The sequence below is a fragment of the Coprococcus ammoniilyticus genome, assembly GCF_025567345.1.
GTDB lineage: Bacteria > Bacillota > Clostridia > Lachnospirales > Lachnospiraceae > Coprococcus > Coprococcus ammoniilyticus.
The window spans coordinates 123,099-138,322 of record NZ_JAOQJS010000007.1; the positions used below are offsets into that span (position 1 = coordinate 123,099).

Annotated in this window: 21 protein-coding genes; 2 read left to right on the forward strand and 19 right to left on the reverse strand. The window is 45.3% G+C overall.

Going from position 1 to position 15,224, the window contains the following annotated elements; translation table 11 throughout:
• Positions 1-8 precede the first annotated feature (8 nt).
• The 3 genes from OCV60_RS12135 to OCV60_RS12145 form a co-directional block, all read right to left on the reverse strand.
• Complete coding sequence (locus OCV60_RS12135; protein ID WP_055146313.1) at positions 9-986, reverse strand: VirB6/TrbL-like conjugal transfer protein, CD1112 family; 978 nt, start codon at positions 984-986, stop codon at positions 9-11.
• A gap of 90 nt (positions 987-1,076) precedes the next feature.
• Complete coding sequence (locus OCV60_RS12140) at positions 1,077-1,235, reverse strand: Maff2 family mobile element protein (RefSeq protein WP_330375663.1); 159 nt, start codon at positions 1,233-1,235, stop codon at positions 1,077-1,079.
• Positions 1,236-1,270: 35 nt separating this feature from the next.
• Positions 1,271-2,884, reverse strand: a complete 1,614-nt coding sequence (locus OCV60_RS12145) for a recombinase family protein (protein ID WP_055146307.1) — start codon at positions 2,882-2,884, stop codon at positions 1,271-1,273.
• A 218-nt stretch (positions 2,885-3,102) separates the two neighbouring features.
• Between OCV60_RS12145 and OCV60_RS12150 the strand changes: the two genes are divergently transcribed.
• Entirely contained in the window at positions 3,103-3,723 is a 621-nt protein-coding gene (locus OCV60_RS12150; RefSeq protein ID WP_313719543.1) for a GNAT family N-acetyltransferase, read from the forward strand.
• Positions 3,724-3,786: 63 nt separating this feature from the next.
• On the opposite strand, the gene OCV60_RS12155 is transcribed toward OCV60_RS12150, so the two are convergent.
• The 6 genes from OCV60_RS12155 to OCV60_RS12180 all read right to left on the reverse strand — a co-directional run bounded on the left by OCV60_RS12155 (position 3,787) and on the right by OCV60_RS12180 (position 7,942).
• The gene (locus OCV60_RS12155; RefSeq protein WP_055146301.1) at positions 3,787-3,981 is read right to left on the reverse strand and encodes a transposon-encoded TnpW family protein; all 195 of its coding nucleotides are present in this window, start codon (positions 3,979-3,981) and stop codon (positions 3,787-3,789) included.
• 12 nt (positions 3,982-3,993) lie between these two features.
• Positions 3,994-4,833 (reverse strand): ATP-binding protein, encoded by an 840-nt coding sequence (locus tag OCV60_RS12160; protein ID WP_055146298.1) that lies wholly within the window; start codon positions 4,831-4,833, stop codon positions 3,994-3,996.
• Positions 4,830-5,582, reverse strand: a complete 753-nt coding sequence (locus OCV60_RS12165; RefSeq protein WP_055146296.1) for a phage replisome organizer N-terminal domain-containing protein — start codon at positions 5,580-5,582, stop codon at positions 4,830-4,832. The genes OCV60_RS12160 and OCV60_RS12165 overlap by 4 nt, the downstream gene beginning before the upstream one ends.
• Positions 5,572-5,763, reverse strand: a complete 192-nt coding sequence (locus tag OCV60_RS12170; RefSeq protein ID WP_055079680.1) for a hypothetical protein — start codon at positions 5,761-5,763, stop codon at positions 5,572-5,574. Before OCV60_RS12170 ends, OCV60_RS12165 begins: the two co-directional genes overlap by 11 nt.
• A 186-nt stretch (positions 5,764-5,949) precedes the next feature.
• Positions 5,950-7,572 (reverse strand): relaxase/mobilization nuclease domain-containing protein, encoded by a 1,623-nt coding sequence (locus tag OCV60_RS12175; RefSeq protein WP_055146293.1) that lies wholly within the window; start codon positions 7,570-7,572, stop codon positions 5,950-5,952.
• Positions 7,544-7,942 carry a plasmid mobilization protein gene (locus tag OCV60_RS12180; protein ID WP_330375665.1) on the reverse strand — a complete coding sequence of 133 codons (399 nt, stop codon included), beginning with the start codon at positions 7,940-7,942 and terminating at the stop codon, positions 7,544-7,546. Before OCV60_RS12180 ends, OCV60_RS12175 begins: the two co-directional genes overlap by 29 nt.
• 335 nt (positions 7,943-8,277) lie before the next feature.
• Here OCV60_RS12180 and OCV60_RS12185 point away from each other — a divergent pair, with 335 nt between their 5' ends.
• Positions 8,278-8,610, forward strand: coding sequence for a hypothetical protein (locus OCV60_RS12185; RefSeq protein ID WP_147324207.1), 333 nt, complete (start codon positions 8,278-8,280; stop codon positions 8,608-8,610).
• Between the two features lie 36 nt (positions 8,611-8,646).
• Here the strand turns inward: OCV60_RS12185 and OCV60_RS12190 are convergent, their stop codons facing one another.
• From OCV60_RS12190 to OCV60_RS12235, 10 genes are all read right to left on the reverse strand, one after another.
• Complete coding sequence (locus OCV60_RS12190) at positions 8,647-8,910, reverse strand: cysteine-rich KTR domain-containing protein (RefSeq protein WP_005937459.1); 264 nt, start codon at positions 8,908-8,910, stop codon at positions 8,647-8,649.
• Positions 8,911-8,921: 11 nt separating this feature from the next.
• A complete protein-coding gene (locus OCV60_RS12195) occupies positions 8,922-9,359 on the reverse strand; it encodes a DUF6591 domain-containing protein (RefSeq protein WP_005937456.1) in 438 nt (145 codons plus the stop codon).
• A gap of 2 nt (positions 9,360-9,361) precedes the next feature.
• A complete protein-coding gene (locus OCV60_RS12200; protein ID WP_005937453.1) occupies positions 9,362-9,820 on the reverse strand; it encodes a DUF1700 domain-containing protein in 459 nt (152 codons plus the stop codon).
• On the reverse strand, positions 9,817-10,176 hold the full coding sequence (locus OCV60_RS12205; RefSeq protein WP_005937450.1) for a PadR family transcriptional regulator: 360 nt from the start codon (positions 10,174-10,176) through the stop codon (positions 9,817-9,819). Before OCV60_RS12205 ends, OCV60_RS12200 begins: the two co-directional genes overlap by 4 nt.
• Before the next feature lie 193 nt (positions 10,177-10,369).
• On the reverse strand, positions 10,370-10,627 hold the full coding sequence (locus OCV60_RS13125) for a Maff2 family mobile element protein (RefSeq protein WP_055146290.1): 258 nt from the start codon (positions 10,625-10,627) through the stop codon (positions 10,370-10,372).
• 31 nt (positions 10,628-10,658) lie between these two features.
• A complete protein-coding gene (locus tag OCV60_RS12215) occupies positions 10,659-12,614 on the reverse strand; it encodes a VirD4-like conjugal transfer protein, CD1115 family (RefSeq protein WP_055146406.1) in 1,956 nt (651 codons plus the stop codon).
• Between the two features lie 86 nt (positions 12,615-12,700).
• Positions 12,701-13,480, reverse strand: coding sequence for a hypothetical protein (locus tag OCV60_RS12220; protein WP_055146287.1), 780 nt, complete (start codon positions 13,478-13,480; stop codon positions 12,701-12,703).
• Between the two features lie 221 nt (positions 13,481-13,701).
• Entirely contained in the window at positions 13,702-13,971 is a 270-nt protein-coding gene (locus tag OCV60_RS12225; RefSeq protein WP_055146284.1) for a hypothetical protein, read from the reverse strand.
• Entirely contained in the window at positions 13,972-14,181 is a 210-nt protein-coding gene (locus OCV60_RS12230) for a hypothetical protein (protein ID WP_055146282.1), read from the reverse strand. It lies immediately after the preceding gene.
• Between the two features lie 11 nt (positions 14,182-14,192).
• On the reverse strand, positions 14,193-15,221 hold the full coding sequence (locus OCV60_RS12235; protein WP_055146279.1) for a DUF6017 domain-containing protein: 1,029 nt from the start codon (positions 15,219-15,221) through the stop codon (positions 14,193-14,195).
• Positions 15,222-15,224 lie beyond the last annotated feature (3 nt).

Sequence of the window (15,224 nt, forward strand, 5' to 3'; positions counted from 1 at the left end):
AGTTTCTACTACGAAATAGCAAATATCTGCTTTGTTATTCCCTCACATTTAAACATTGTATATACAAGCAATATTGAAATTCCAACTGTACTCCAACAAGCTTTCGTCAATAGTTTGATAGCTGTAATCCCATTCTCAGGATCAAGCGTAATCGTATTTGGATCAAAAACATTTGCAACAAGAACTCCATAAATAGCAACACATATCATCATCAGCACCGCCTGCATTGCAAGAGCAAATACATTTTTCATATATCCGATACCAATATTAGACATATGGTGATTAGTGACTGTTGCCATGGGCAAAGGTGCCACAGCACAGTGCAGATATATTGAAATCATCCTGGAATATAAGATTATTGTGATAAGGATTCCCATAAATTTAATGATGACATCAATAAACCATGTAGATACCGTTAGACTAATAAGACCGGAAACATCTCCACTCTCCGCATCCTCGTCCTGATCTCCATAGTTATCTGATAAATATTTAAGCAGCACTGATCCTTGGGTATTATCTGTTACTTGCTGATTTAGCACCGTCGTAGTTTTACTAACCATTGATGCACCAATACCAAAAAAGCAATTACATATAGTTAAGGCGTTACTGATAAACCAAGCAGCAACTATTGTCTTTATCAACCACTTCATCAGCACCGATACAAAATCTATATCAGCAAGATTATTAGGCTGTACTAGCATAGATATAAGCTCCCATAACACGACAAAAGTGAAAACCGTTCCTGCTACAGGAAGCGCTACCTGTTCTGCAATCTTTACAATAAGTTCCCATATCGTACCTCCCTGCCAAGCATCTGGTGCGGTAGAAAGTTCAGTAGATATAGTTGCAACTTTTTCATTTAAATCAGACAACATATTACTAAGATTTGAATATGCGAGTTCATAAAAAATGTCTCTAAATCCATTCATAAGTTTCTGAACCGTACTGTCAAATAGTCCAAGAAACACCGGTAATAATTGAAACATTTTTATCTCCTTTAAATATCACAGCCACCTACTTTCGCAGATGGCTGTTTTTTTATTCGTGATGTATTTTGTAAATAGAGGTGCTTATACTTAGCTAAGTGATGATGGAATCAGATCCTTGAGCTTTGGTACAAGTAATGCACCAACAAGGATAACTCCAGCTCCTGCCATGAACTGTTTCATTCCCTGTGACTTTGATTGTGTGAGATAAAGAAGCAATAGAAGTGTAAAATTTTTTGCCGTTCCCATCCAGCACTTTCGCATTGTGCCGGACAGGTCGGGCATTATTCGGGCAAGTCCACCTTGCCGACAAAAGAGTAGTAGATTTCAATTTCCTGCCTGCGGTTTTTGTTCTCGTCATAGCTGCACTCATGCACTATGATTTTCTCGATAAACTCCCGAAGCAGGGTAGGGGTAAGTTCCTCGAAGCTGGTGTACTTGCGGACAATGTTCATAAACTTCTCGGCGTTTACCGTGGCTTCCTGCGCCTTTGCAAGTTCCCCTTGCAGTTCGGCGGCTCTCTCTTTAAGCTGCCGCTGCTCGGCTTCATAGTCTGCCGACAACTCCGCAAACCGTTCATCAGAAATGCGCCCGGTCACGCTGTCCTCATAAAGCCGCTTGAAGATAGCGGACAACTCGGCTATGCGCTTCTCGGCTGCGTCAAGTTCCTTGCGCTTGGCTGCGTTCCGGCGTTTGCCGCCGTCCTCGTTCTGTTCGATCAGCAGCTTCATAAACTGCTTTTCGTGCCTTGCCGCATAGTCGGTCACTTTCCGCAGGTTGGCGGTCACTCCCGCTGTCAAAAGGTCGGTGCGGATAAAGTGCGCCGTACAGTCCTTGACACGCTTCTTGTAGCTGCCGCAGATGTAGCAATCCTGCCGCCTTGTCTTGTTCTCATACCTCTGCTGGTAGAGGACGCTGCCGCAGTCGGCGCAGAACAGCAAGCCGGAGAACAAGCCCACTTCATCATAGCGGTTGGGGCGTTTGCGCTGCTTGCGTAACTCCTGCACACGCTCCCATGTGGCAAGGTCGATAATCGGCTCATGGGTATTCTTAAATACCGCTTGCTTTTCCTCCGGGTTTTCTACGCTGGACTTCACCTTGTAGGAGATTTTCTCGGTCTTGAAGTTCACCGTATGCCCCAGATACTCCTTGCGTTCAAGGATATGGACAACGGTATTTGTCGCCCATCTGTACGGGTAATCGGGGTAGTAGCGGCGGGTGCTGCCCGTCCTGCGGTATTCCAGCGTCCCCGGCGTGGGGATTTCCTGCTCGGTGAGCATACGGGCGATTTTGGTCGGGCCATTCCCGGCAAGGCACAAGCTGAAAATCTGCTTGACTACCGGGGCGGCTTCCTCGTCAATGATAAAGCGTCCGTCCTCGCCTTTGAGGTAGCCATAGACGGGCTGGCTGGTAATGGGCTTGCCGCTTAATCCCTTGCTTCTGAAAACTGCCTTGATTTTCCTGCTCGTATCTCTCACCATCCATTCGTTAAAAAGATTTTTCAGCGGCGTTAGGTCGTTGTCGCCCTGTGCGCTGTCCACTCCGTCATTGATGGCGATAAAGCGGACGCCTTTCTTGGGGAAAGTGATCTCCGTAAACATTCCGACTTGCAGATAGTTCCTGCCCATTCTGGACAGGTCTTTGGTAATGACGCATTTTACCTCGCCATTCTCCACGCAATCCATCATTTCCATAAAGCCCGGTCTTTGGAAATTCGCCCCACTCCATCCGTCGTCAACGAAAAAACGGTAGTTCAAAAATCCATTGTCACGGGCATAGGTTTCCAAAATGCGCTTTTGGTTGGATATGGAATTGCTCTCGCCCTGCAATTCATCATCTTTACTCAATCTTGCGTAAAGGGCGGTAACGGGTGCTAATTGGGTGGTCTGTCTAATCATGGTTTCCTCCATTTCCGACAGCCGCCCCGCTATTCCGTAAGAAGATTATACCATACGGGGCGGCTGTCTGTATAGTGGTTTCTGCTTCTTTATCGCCCATCAAAGTGACGATTTTTGAAAAAAGGCTTGTCATGTCACACAAGCGGTAGAAAAGTTCATAGTTCTGTGCTATACTCTTATCCAGCGGCAAACGGAAAGAATAAGTATAAAATCCATAGGTGATAACATTGAAAATCGAAATAAAAAACATACATAAGAGTGATTATAGAGCAGCAGTTCAATTTGCCATAAAAGGTATGCACTTTGATTGGTATTTGAACAACAAATTTCTACTTGAAGCATACGGCAGATATTTTTGGTATCTGGAAATGAACAGGGCTACACAAATATTGGCTGCCTATGTGGACAATGTTTTTGTCGGTGTCCTGCTTGCTGAAATATACGGTGAGGAAAAGGCACACTGCGTATGGACAGAACGGCTATATGTGAAATTTGTGGACATCATTCAAAAGGCATTTTTTAAGGGTGGGGCTGGATTGTATGAGGACACTGTAAAAGCCCAGTTAGGTCATTATTTGCAGCACAACAAACCGGATGGGGAAATTATTTTTTTAGCTGCTGACCCGGACATACAAATAAAAGGGGTCGGCTCTGCCTTGCTCCATGCGCTGGAAGAAAAAATACCCGGTAAAACAATTTATCTGCATACAGATGATGCCTGCACATATCAGTTCTACGAACACAGAGGATTTCAGCGTATCGAAGAACAGGACATTGTTCTGGAAATGCCAAAAGGAAAAGTCCCCTTAAAATGTTTCATTTATAGCAAACAGATATAAACCGGCTGTATTGCTATCCAGCGGTCATGCTCCCCGGCATGACCGCTTTCTTCATGCCCCGGCTCATGCGGTGTAGGGCGGCTTTGGTGCTGCTGCGGTTTCCGCTTCCAGCACTTTCATCATCTTGTCGGCTGCGGTGGCGGTGGTGTCTTTCTTGAAAAAGCCGGACACAATGAGGACGGAGTTCCCCATGCGGGTTTCCGTCACGCAATCCGGGCGGCGGTCTGTGGTGGGGCTGGTCTGTTTCTTATCGGGCATAGGCAACTCCTTTCACTTCAATAATTCTTTCAGTCGTTCCAGCTTGGCTTGCGCGGTTTCCCTGCGGAAGTTCTTGCTTGTGAAGCAGATAGGGGAACACATTTCTATCAGTCGGTCATAGATACGGGCGTGGGCGGTGTCCTGCGGGTTTTCCAGCATATCCGGCGTGTGGTTGGTGGTGACGATCAGCGGCTTGCCGCTGCGGTATCTGCTGTCAATCACATTGTAGACTTGCTCTAATCCGTACTCCGTCCCCCGTTCCATTCCAAAATCGTCAATGATAAGCAGGGGGTAGCGGCAAAGGCGGTCAATGTACTCGTTACGCCCCTCGAAGCTGGCGGCAAGGTCATTGAGGATAAGGGCAAAGTTTGTCATGCGGACGGGGATTTCCTGCTCCATAAGGGCGTTGGCGATACACCCGGCAAAATAGCTTTTCCCTGTGCCTACCTTGCCCCACAAGAGCAGACCATAATTCCCGGCTTTCATCTGCTCCCAACGCTCCACATAGTTCCGCGCCTTGTCCATCTGCGGGCATTTGCCGTTGTCATTGGCAAAAGTCCATTCCCTCATTTTTGGGTCGGTAAAGCCCCGGCGTTTCAAGTCCTCTACGGTGTCAAGGTGTTTCCTGCGCTGCTCGGCGGCTTCACGCTCCATGCGCCGCGCCCGCTGGCAGTCACATTCTGCCGGGTGGCGGTCGCGCCCGAACAGGGCGGCTTTATCTGCCGGGAAAAACGCTTCTTTCGGTGTCCGGCACTTGCCGCAGTATAAAAGCCCGTCCTCCCCGGCATAGTCCTCCGGCTCGGTAGCTGCTGCGGTCATGGTATCTAAAACCTTTGCAAAATCGTCTGTCATAAACTCTGTCCCTCCTTGTAGGTGTAATCGGGTATGCCCTGCTTCGGGGCTGCCTTTGCGGTATCGTCTGCCGCCCATCTGCGGATAGTGGCGGCGTGGTTGCGGTATTTCTTCCCGGTAGACGCGATATAGCCGGAAAGACGGTCAATATAAAACTCCCATTTGCCGGGCAGTTCCTCTTGCAGTTCGGATAATTCCGTATCTGACAGAAACACATTGTTGTATCTGCCGTAAGCGGCGGGGGCGGGGTGTCCCGTATCTCCCTCTCTCTCTTTCTCTAACTCTATATCTATCTCTTTCTCTATCTCTATCTCTGGTGGACAAATGTCCGCTTGATATGGTGGACATTTGTCCGCACCATGCTTTGGCAGGGCTTTTTGCAGTTCCAGACGCGCCCTGCGCTTGCGCTCCCCCTCGGTTGAGGACTGCCCGATCAGCAGTTCAATGTTGCTCATGTAGAGTGCGCCGTTTTGCAGCGGCTCGACAAGCCCCAACTTTAGGAAAATCTGTAAAGCCCGTTCTACTGTGCCGACTTGCTGCCGGGTGATGGTGGCAATCATCTGCGCCGTATAGGGGATATTCTCGTCAAGCTGCAACTTCCCGCCGTTCTTCAGCGATTTTAAGTACAGCTTCAAGAGGATATTGGAGTACAAGATACCGTCCTGCATACTTTCCAGCAGCACGATAGCGTCCTCGTCAAAATAGTTCTCTTTCAGCTTGAGGTAGTAATATTTGCGGTTATCTGCCATTGGCGGTGTCCTCCTTTTTCCAGCGTTTGGAGTAATACCGGGGGCAGAGTACCACGATAGCCCGGAAACTCTGCTTGCAGTCGTGGGTACAGCCCCGGCATAGGTCGTTGTAGGTGATACGGTTGCGGTGGTTGAGGAAGAAAGACCATTCAAGCCGCCGCTTCTTGCTCATTCGTGGCATGGGTGACGCTCCTTTCTGCCGTTTCGCCGGGTGTGGCGGTATCGGCGGTAAATCTGTATCTTCTCGGTGTCATTTTCGGGGATTTTCTGCCCTGTAAGCCTCGTTTCAAAGTCGGGTGGTATTGCGGATAGGGTGCAGGGCATACCCTTGTTTCTGTATGGTTTCGGTATCATTTCGGGGCGGTGTTTAACGGTCATGTTCGTGCCTTTTCTGCTGGCTCGGTGCGCCCCGTAGTATCTGGTCGATATTGCCCTTGACCGTCTGCAACTCCCGCACACGCTCCTTTTTCTCCCGGTAATCGTTGTACCGGGCGTTCTTCTGGGCGGTAAGCTGCTCAATCTCGGCTTGCAGGGCTTTGTAGGTTGGCAGCTTCTTTATGCCATGCTCCCGGAAATACCGGGCGGCTGCGTCCGCTATGATAAAGTCGCTTTCGTGCTTCTGGCGGTAGGCGGCTTTTGCTTTGTCCGATTTCTGCGCTTTCAGTCCGTCCCGCACATCTTTGGTCTTGGCGAATTGCAGCACATAGCCCTGCAATTCCTTTTTGCCCTGCAACGCCGCTTCAACAGTTTTCAGTCCGGCGGTGCTGTCCTGGAGATCCGCATAGGCGGCGGTAATGGCTGCGTCAAGCTGCTCCGGGGAAGTAAAGCCGTACTGCTCATAGGCGGCAACGGTAGCCGCCATCTGTTTGAGGTTGTGGACTGCCGCCCAGCGGTCATAGCCCACGCCTTTCCCCTCGGCTCGCTTGGCTTCCCGGTCAACCATGCGCTGTATGCCGTCCTGTTTCGGGGCGGTTTTCGCTGTTTTTCCCTGCTGTAATCGCTCCCGGATAGTGCGTGGGTATTCGGGTATGGCTGCGGCTTTTTCGGCGGCTCTGTGAGCATTCTGCTCCAAAAGGGCAAGGACAGCGGCGCGGTCAAAATCGTCCCCCAGCTTCCGGGCGGTGATGGGCTTGGTGCGTTCCGGCGCAAGGTAGGACAATCGCCCCCGGCTCTCCTTGACGGTCACGCCTTGCCGCAGAAGCAAAGCGGAAAACTCGTCATAGCTGGTGGCAGAGGACAGGGCGGCTCGGATAGTCTGCCGCAACTTTTCCTTGTCCGTTTCAAACTTGGTGGGCTTGGGCGGCTGCTCCCCGGCTGGCAGGGCTGCGGCCTGCTTGTCCAGCTTGGCTTGCCCTTTCCGCTGCGCCCAGTATTCACGCTCCGTCACTCTGTTTTTGCTGCCATTGAGTAGGTCAATCTGATAGAGGTTTTCCCGGTGGCAAATCTCCATGACTTCCGCTTTCAGATATTCCATAGCTGCGTCTGTGCAGCGGTGTTTACACCCGGCGCGGGTGTCCGCTGGTCTGTCCATGTAGGGCAACAGCGGCACTTCCTCAATCCGCAGACTGTTAATGACGATATGCACATGGATATTTCCGCTGTGGTTGTGTCCGTCCGGATGGGTGCAGACTATGGCTTGGTGTCCGGGGAAGTGTGTTTTACAAAATCCCTCGCCCAACTGCTGCGCCCGGTCAACGGTCAAGCCGTTGTCCGTCCCGTCCCTTGGGTCAAAGCTGATAATGTAGTGGTGGCTTTTCACATCCTCCCGCTTTTGGTTTTTGCCATAGCGGAGATTGGAGCGCATACAGGCAACGGCAAAATCTTCCCCGCCGCAGTTCAGCGTTGCTATGCGGTAATCATCCCTCGGTATCAATCGCCCATCAGCGTCAAGAGTGGGGCGCATGGTAAACTCGTCATGCTCAAAGGTCAAATACTGTTCGGCTGCGCCGTAGTCGGCATTTTTAGAGCTGATATGTTTGAATGTCGCCAACGGCTTCACCTACCTTTCGCAAGACTTCAAACTTCAAGGCGGCAAGGTCGGCTATGGCTGCCCGTACCTCGCCGGATAGTGTGTTGTAGGGTGCGCCGTACTCATTGAGAGCGCGGGCGATCTGGTTGAGGTTGCCGCCGATTTTCCCGTATTCGGCGGTCAACTTCCCAACAGCGGCAAGCAGTTCATCATTGACCGGGGAAACGGTGACAATGGGGCGAATGGTCGCCCGTGTAATGGCTTGCCGGATAAACTCGGCTTGGCTGATGTCGTAATGCTCCAGCCGCCCGGTGAAGTCGGCGTATTCTTCCTCGGTCATGCGGGTCTTGACTACATGGCTGCGGTGGGGCGTGTTGTATCTCTTGGCTATGGGTATCACTCCTTTCACTTACCATCTTTTTGAGGGCTTTTTTGCAAGGTTGTTTTCGGTAGGATTTTGAAAAATCCGAAAAATATTTTGAGGGTTTTTCAAGCGGCACAAGCCGCATAGCAGGGTTTGGGGAAGGCACTCCCCAACAAGATTTACCGCAGGGGTAAAACCGCAGATATGCGGATTTTGGCACCGTGGTAGAATCTTGCTCTGAAAAACTGCCGCTTTCCTCTGTGAGGCTGCTCTTAATACCTACAAAACCGCAGCGGGGCAAATAGGCGGAAAATCCAACGGATTTTTTCTATGCCCTTACTGCAATTCGCAAGGGGGACGGTATGGCTGGTTTCATCAATATAGCGATAGTGGCGGCGTGTTCTGCCCGCTGTTTGTCCCCCTCCACGAAAGAAACCGAAAAATGCCAAACGCTTCTTTTGATTTTTTTCATCACTACTACGGTAGCCCCATACCTTTCTTCCAAATGGCTGCGGTATTCTTTTCATCACTACTACGGTACGCAAGACCGTTTTGGGCAAATTTCCCCGTCACTTTCTACAACAACAGGAATGTGCGGTCTGCCAAAAATGGGCGCAAAAAAAACGCCACGGACTTTCAAAAAATCTGTGGCGTTGCAGCTTGGTCGATATTCAATTTTCATTTCCATAATGTGAGGGGAGCGACAGCACTTTAGTCTGTCGCTCCCTTGATTACCCATCAGCGGAAACAGGCAGGGCTGTCAACGGCGGCGCATTTATGCGCCGTTCATCTTGACCGTTGACTGCTCCGGCTGATTCCGCTATTTGTTGTGGGATTACAGCTACATTCAAATCTTTTGCGCTGATTAGTGTTTCTTGTTTGCATTTCGGACAGAACAGAGGGAAATTTTCAAGTATTGTATCGGGGCGTATCTTTGTTCGTGTTTTATTTCCACAAATAGGGCAAAGCACCCACCTATCAGGCGATTTAATCATTTTAATTTTCATTATTTAAGGAAAGAAATGTAAATTGTGAAGTTATCGGGAATGTAGCTGATACTCAATCCCTTTTCGCCATTTGACAAAAGCGTACCGATAGAAACATAGTCCTGTCCCTCAATTTCTTCCGACACTTCCTCTATTATAGAAAACCCCTCTTGCTTCAAAAGCTCTAAATAGTCGTTATAGTCGGTTTCGCTTATATCCACAATACTGATACTGCAATTCTCATGTTCCGTATCAAGCATAGCCCAACCGACCGTACCGGACGGGACGGGAAGCCCCTCGGTGTATTCATTCACAGGCCATACACCCGCGTCAAGCATGGTATTGCTTTCTGTTTGTGTATTGCTTGGATTATCCGCAGCGGACGGCGTATCTTGATTGGAACAGGCAGCCAAAGAAAGCATAAGTAAAATAGCGATTATTGAAACAAATTTTTTCATAGCTACCTCCTGTTTTTGCGGACGGTTCGGATAATCTGAATGATTGCGATTGTAACCGCGATTACACCGACTGCCAAAATGATTTGTGAAGCGTCAAATCCAAAAGCTCCCTCAACTTGAATGTTTGTCATTGCGTCTGCTTGTCCGATTGCCCCGTCCGGCACTTTCCCGGATTGGGTAGTGGCGTAAATCACAAACGCTGCAACGGCAACGACAAGGGCTGCAACGCTCGAAATAATCCCTTTCCGTTTCTGCGGTGCTGCGCTGTCAATGCCTAACTGCTCGGCGGTATTCTCTGCAAACTCTTTGGGAGTGCCTAACCGTTCGATTACCTGTTGTTCCGTTTCGCCATGCTCCAACGCAGAAGCAAAGACTTCATTCAGATCACGCACGACCTCTTTTTTTGCTTTGCGTGTTAAACTCAATTCCTTTTCCACTTGCTTAATGTATTGCTCTTTCATTCTGATACCTCCGCTGTTTGATAGGTGGCAATAAAGCCATTTACACAACTTTCATAGCTCGCCCAAAATAAAATCAGCTCGTCTAATACCTCTCTGCCCTTATGGGTAAGGGAGTAGTATTTTTTTGATCCGCCATTTGCCGCTGCCGGGGCTAATCGGCATTGGATTAACTCGGCTTCCTGCAAACGATACAGAATAGGGTAAATCGTTCCCTCTTTTGCATAGCCCAAAACGGACGCGCTGTTATTTAGCTCTGTAATGATTTCATAGCCGTAGGTTTCTTTGCGTCCGATCAAGCACAAAAGTATCATTTCAAGAGAGCCTTTTTTGAATTGCTGCACATACCTGTTATCCATACTCTCTACCTCACTTTAGTTTTGCTATTTAGCGTTCCTAAATAGCAAAACATATTATAACTCCCGGAGGTGTTCAAGTCAATAGAGTTTATAGAAATGTTACAAATGCTTTTTAGACTTTACCCTATAATTTGCCTTGCTCGGAATAGCGGCGGGGCTGACTGTCCTTGTCCTGTTTTGTTGTGCTTCTTTATTAACCATGAGCATTAGCTCCTGGGTTATCATTGCCATACCCCTCAAGCAGATTAACAATTCCAAGAACCGCAAGACCACCACCTACAGCTATTACAACTACCTTAAGAGCTGAAACCCCGCTGTTAAGGAATGATGTATAGTCAAGCATTATAAGTAAGTTAGCAAGGAACTTGTGTGATGCGAAAAAAGATGCAACATTTGAAAGTAACTTTGATCCTGACATTGCTGCCACAATATAACTTGTTAATAAATCCATGATATAAAATCTCCTTTTAATATAAAAATTTTTAATTAGCTCCGACCATCAATCCGGCTTCTTCTATTGCAAAGCTTACCAAGTCATCAGGAAATTCTACTCCTGTAAGATCAAGATCGATAAACTTGTCTTTCTTTGAAAACTTTGGTCTGCCATATCCCGCTACATACTTTGCAATATCAAACTGGTTCTTTTTATCATAATCGGAAAGTTCACTGTACATTTCGTGCGCTGTAATATCGACCTTATCAGAAAAGAACGGACGAACGCCTCGAACCTGTAAAATACACTTACCGCCATCCATAAGAGCCAGGCGGTCTTGACTCATAAGTTCTCGTCCTAACTTTTGATAGTTCATACCGTAGGACATGGTTGTACCTCTAGTGTCAGAGGTGTTGTATGTGTCTATAGTTTCCTTGCCTAGTACATCAGCCAAATCTTTTAGTGTCGATTTCTCTTTGCCACCAAGAAACAGAAATGTATCGCAGTTACCCTCTATCGTCTCTGCGTTATCCTTGTAAATTGACTTTAACTGAGCTTTAGACTGTAGGATAATTGATGCCGATATTTCTCTGCTTCGTATGGTTGCTATCAGTTTCTCGAACTTCGGAATCTGCCCAATATTTGCGAACTCATCCAGGATACATCTCACATGTACCGGTAGCTTTCCATGATACTCATCATCTGCAATCGTACAAAGCAAATTGAAAAGCTGTGTGTACATGATAGAAACCAAAAAATTAAGGGAGTCATCAGTATCTGAAATAATGACGAAAAGTGCCGTCTTTCTTCTACCGATGTCTCCCAGTTCGAGTTCATCATATGCTGTTATCTCTCTGACTTCCTTTATATCGAATGGTGCAAGTCTCGCACCACAGGAAACCAAAATACTCTTTGCTGTCTTACCCGCTGCAAGTTTATATTTATGATACTGTCTTACTGCAAAAGAATCTGGATCAGCTTCTATGCCCTCCTCTTCATTACCAAATTCTATGTCTTTAAACATAAGGTCAATGGCATTTTCAAAATCTTCGTCCTCTTCTCTTGTTTCAGACGCATCTATCATTGCAAGCAGTGATACAAAATTTCTTTCACTTTTCTTACAATACTTCACGATATATGCCACATATGCCGTAAATAAAAGCCTCTCCGCTTTAACCCAGAAATCCTCTCCGCTCTGTGCTCCTTCACCCTTTGTATTAGCAATAAGCGTATTTACAAACTTAAGCACATCCTGCTCAGTATGAATATATGCAAAAGGATTATAATGCAAGGATTTGGCAAAATTGATTGTATTAAACACCTTAATCTTATATGGTGTCCGCTTGTAGACTATCTTACCGGCTTTGTTCTTTACAACCTTTCCATCCTTACCCACCTTCGGTACTTTATTGCCTTTGTCGTCAAGATCCCATGCACCTTTTGCAAGCATAGTGCCAACTTCTTCAAGCACTGTTCCCTTTGGATCTGTCACAACATAAGAGCATTGCATCTGCATAAGCGATGGTTTTACAAATCCTCTCGTTTTTCCCGCTCCAGAACCTCCAACAATCAAGATATTTTTATTTCTATCATACTTGGGATGCTCTGGTCTTGTCATTCTGAGCCATTCTGTTGCCGTAAGCGGAATATTATTCCACTTAACAGGATCCGTATATGGTTCAAAGTCTTTTTCGGTTCCCCATTTAGCAGAACCATACTCCTCCCCATGTCTGAATTGTTTTGCGTTCTTCTTTCTTGCGTCCATAATTATCTTAAATATTACTCCTGCTCCAATTCCAAAGAAAAAGGGCACAGGTTTAAAAGAGGGCATAAAATAAGGGGGAATCTGAAAAATTAACGAAAAAGCATTAACACATTTATCAAGCACATCGGCCCCATTTGCATAAGATACAGCTTGAACATACTTATTCACCATATAAAAAATCACAATAAACGGAATTCCATCAATAGCAATCTTGTTGAAATTAGGCTTTCCATTTTTCATATACGGCTTAAAGATTTTTTTCGGAAGATTTTTCAAATCATCAAATATCGCCTGGGCAATATTTTTATTTCCCATAACCATACCTCCTACAAACTTGTATCTCGATTCTTTTTCTTTGACTTTTCCCTCTGCCTATTTTTATCCTGCTGTTTCTGCTGAGACTTGTCCTTTTTATCCTTGATTTTATCGGATAATGACTTGTCTTTCTTAGGGTTTTGCTTTTTAGCAGCATCCTTGAGCTGAGCCTTTGCATCCGTAGATATATCAGATTTGTCAAGCACTTCATTTCTGTTGTTCTTGATTTCATATCTTACAGCCTGATCTGCAACCTGATCGACCCCATCAAAATCTATGTCATCAGATTTAACAAAATCCACGGACATCATCTCTTTATCGTGCTCATCATAAAGAACCATTGTCTTTGTCATCTCTTTCTGTTCCTCCAGAACCTGTTCAGAAGCCATTTTCAAGAGTGATGCAACCTGATCAATGCTTTTGACTTCACAAAAAGCAGTATAAGTTGTAGATCCATCTGCTCGTGTCACCTCATGCATATCTATTGGTATATGGCTTTTCTTACAGGCTTTCTTCAAAATCTCTGCTGTACGCTCATCATTCACATCCATATGAGTAACTTCTTTTCCCTCCCGGTTAAAGCTCTTCAATGACCCATGTGTCTCCTTGTAGTTTGATGTCACCTTATCGACCACCTTCGTGAGCAATGTATCTTTCTGTTCAGCGTTAAGTCCTGGATTCATCTCTTCTGAGCGCTTGCAAGCCTCTGCTATAGCAGTTATCAAATCAACACTAACCGTAACAACAGCTTTACCTGTTTGAAACGATTCCTGTGTCAAATCATCTACCATAATATAATCCTCCTATTATTAGTGATTGTTATTTTTTTACTACGGTGAGCGTATTTTGATTGATGCTTTTTTCATAATAAACCTCCTCTTTTGTTTTCTATATGAACATTTGGACATAATGTCCAAAAGTCATTGACTTATATTTGTGCAATAAAAAAGGAGTATCTATGTTTCTTCATAAATACTCCTAACGTTGTTAGATAATTTTCCCTTCACTTACATCATATGTTAATATCCTGTTTTCTAGCTAATTCAAACATCATATGCCTTTCGTCAAGCAACATAATCTGCAAAATCACTACGGGTATCTTATCACCATTAGTATCTGTATAAATAGAATTATCACCCATTAAAAGATTATATTCTTCCCCAAATCTATTGAAACTAACGAAAAAGCTCTTTCCATTCGTCCTTGCCATAATCACAGGAAATGAAATTCTACTAAAAGTATGTGTATCAAACATTGAACATTCACCTCTTTCCACAACCATTCAGAACCTGCTATCAGGAATATATCCATATCTTCGGAATTTTCCTTCACCATCATAATAACCATCACCATTCTGAACTTCTACTGCATATTTGTCCGTATCTGCATCGGTCAATCCATATTCTTCACACACAACCAGCTCTCCTTTTTCGTTAAAATAGCCTCCTATATGCTGATCTTGATACCATTCGCCTGCTTTTCCATTTACCATAATATCCTCCTTCAGCTTTTACCATAAAGATCATGATTAACCTCTGTCACATAATAGTTATTACAAGTAGTTGGGGCATTGAATAATACAGTCAACAGATAATTTTTTATATTTCTCACCTTTGTTGTATTATTGCCGACACTTTCTAATACATACTCGATAATAACACTATCAAGTTTCTCAAACCTGCTTTTCACCACTTCATATGGCATATCAAGTCCTTTTATCCTAATGGTTTCAGTTTTCATTGCTATGGTTTCAACTACCAGCTCAACGATTTCATCTATACTGGCTTTACTTGTCCTGTGTCTTTCAACAAGTTCGTCATAATCAATATTTGATTTTATATATACTCTGATGTTCTCCATCTCATCCATCACATCAGCTTTACAGCTCAAAGCTCTATTTGAATCATCAGAAGGATTGATAAGATTAGTATAGTTCTCATAAGTATTACTCTTATAAGTATAATTAGAGTCCCATAACGAAACTTCTTGAGGTGTCATATTAGAACTTCTTGAAGTCTTATCCTGGGACTTCTTGAAATCCTTTTCTGGAACTTCCTGAAGTTCGATTTTGGAACTTCTGCAAATTTGATTCTGAGACTTCTTGAAGTTCGATTTTGGAACTTCTGCAAATTCGTCAGCTGTCTCCCTTGTCTGTTCTGCTACAACACCAACAAAATTCTTCACATATATGATATCAGGTTTTCCTAAACCTCTTCTAATTTTTTCTATTAAGCCAATCCCAGATGTGCTATCTAATTCTGCCATTACCCTTATAGCTTTTCCCCTGCCACAGTTTAAATCTGCAGCAGCTTCATCAATAGTGTATATAATATACGTCCTATTATCATCATCATGCCAACCATTACGCTGAGAAAGTGCCATTCTATCAAGCATTAATCCATACAAAAGTTTAGCTTCACAGGAAAGGTGTGAAAAATTAGGATCTTTAATCAGCATTCTTGGAATTCGGTAGAACGAGAACATTTCTGATTCTTTTCCAAAAAAATAATCGAATACTAATTTGTTACCCATTCT

Excerpts from the sequence above, each read along its gene's own strand:
- OCV60_RS12135 (WP_055146313.1), bottom strand. The coding sequence starts at position 986 with ATGTTTCAATTATTACCGGTGTTTCTTGGACTATTTGACAGTACGGTT.
- OCV60_RS12140 (WP_330375663.1), bottom strand. The coding sequence starts at position 1,235 with ATGGGAACGGCAAAAAATTTTACACTTCTATTGCTTCTTTATCTCACA.
- OCV60_RS12145 (WP_055146307.1), bottom strand. The coding sequence starts at position 2,884 with ATGATTAGACAGACCACCCAATTAGCACCCGTTACCGCCCTTTACGCA.
- OCV60_RS12155 (WP_055146301.1), bottom strand. The coding sequence starts at position 3,981 with ATGCCCGATAAGAAACAGACCAGCCCCACCACAGACCGCCGCCCGGAT.
- OCV60_RS12160 (WP_055146298.1), bottom strand. The coding sequence starts at position 4,833 with ATGACAGACGATTTTGCAAAGGTTTTAGATACCATGACCGCAGCAGCT.
- OCV60_RS12165 (WP_055146296.1), bottom strand. The coding sequence starts at position 5,582 with ATGGCAGATAACCGCAAATATTACTACCTCAAGCTGAAAGAGAACTAT.
- OCV60_RS12170 (WP_055079680.1), bottom strand. The coding sequence starts at position 5,763 with ATGCCACGAATGAGCAAGAAGCGGCGGCTTGAATGGTCTTTCTTCCTC.
- OCV60_RS12185 (WP_147324207.1), top strand. The coding sequence starts at position 8,278 with ATGGCTGGTTTCATCAATATAGCGATAGTGGCGGCGTGTTCTGCCCGC.
- OCV60_RS12190 (WP_005937459.1), bottom strand. The coding sequence starts at position 8,910 with ATGATTAAATCGCCTGATAGGTGGGTGCTTTGCCCTATTTGTGGAAAT.
- OCV60_RS12195 (WP_005937456.1), bottom strand. The coding sequence starts at position 9,359 with ATGAAAAAATTTGTTTCAATAATCGCTATTTTACTTATGCTTTCTTTG.
- OCV60_RS12200 (WP_005937453.1), bottom strand. The coding sequence starts at position 9,820 with ATGAAAGAGCAATACATTAAGCAAGTGGAAAAGGAATTGAGTTTAACA.
- OCV60_RS12205 (WP_005937450.1), bottom strand. The coding sequence starts at position 10,176 with ATGGATAACAGGTATGTGCAGCAATTCAAAAAAGGCTCTCTTGAAATG.
- OCV60_RS13125 (WP_055146290.1), bottom strand. The coding sequence starts at position 10,627 with ATGGATTTATTAACAAGTTATATTGTGGCAGCAATGTCAGGATCAAAG.
- OCV60_RS12215 (WP_055146406.1), bottom strand. The coding sequence starts at position 12,614 with ATGAAAAATGGAAAGCCTAATTTCAACAAGATTGCTATTGATGGAATT.
- OCV60_RS12220 (WP_055146287.1), bottom strand. The coding sequence starts at position 13,480 with ATGGTAGATGATTTGACACAGGAATCGTTTCAAACAGGTAAAGCTGTT.
- OCV60_RS12225 (WP_055146284.1), bottom strand. The coding sequence starts at position 13,971 with ATGGTTGTGGAAAGAGGTGAATGTTCAATGTTTGATACACATACTTTT.
- OCV60_RS12230 (WP_055146282.1), bottom strand. The coding sequence starts at position 14,181 with ATGGTAAATGGAAAAGCAGGCGAATGGTATCAAGATCAGCATATAGGA.
- OCV60_RS12235 (WP_055146279.1), bottom strand. The coding sequence starts at position 15,221 with ATGGGTAACAAATTAGTATTCGATTATTTTTTTGGAAAAGAATCAGAA.